Raw genomic sequence first — 255 nt, forward strand, 5'->3', positions numbered from 1 at the left:
TGTGGTTCATGACGAAGTCGATGATGACGCGCATGCCGCGTTGGTGGGCGGCGTCGACGAATTCCACGAAGTCGGCGAGGTCGCCGAATTCGGGGAGGACGGCGGTGTAGTCGGAGACGTCGTATCCGCCGTCGCGGAGGGGGGATTTGAAGAAGGGCGGCAGCCAGATGCAGTCGATGCCCAGCCACTGCAGGTAGTCGAGTTTGGCGGTCAGGCCCTTGAGGTCGCCGACGCCGTCGCCGTTGCTGTCCTGGA

At 64.3% G+C, this 255-nt stretch carries 1 protein-coding gene; it reads right to left on the minus strand.

The window, feature by feature from the left end; translation table 11 throughout:
• The coding region (locus tag RM704_RS45060) for an alpha-amylase family glycosyl hydrolase (RefSeq protein WP_311593674.1) at positions 1 to 255 on the minus strand (255 nt) is incomplete at both ends.

This window comes from Streptomyces gottesmaniae (genome assembly GCF_031845845.1).
Taxonomy (GTDB): Bacteria; Actinomycetota; Actinomycetes; order Streptomycetales; family Streptomycetaceae; genus Streptomyces; species Streptomyces akebiae.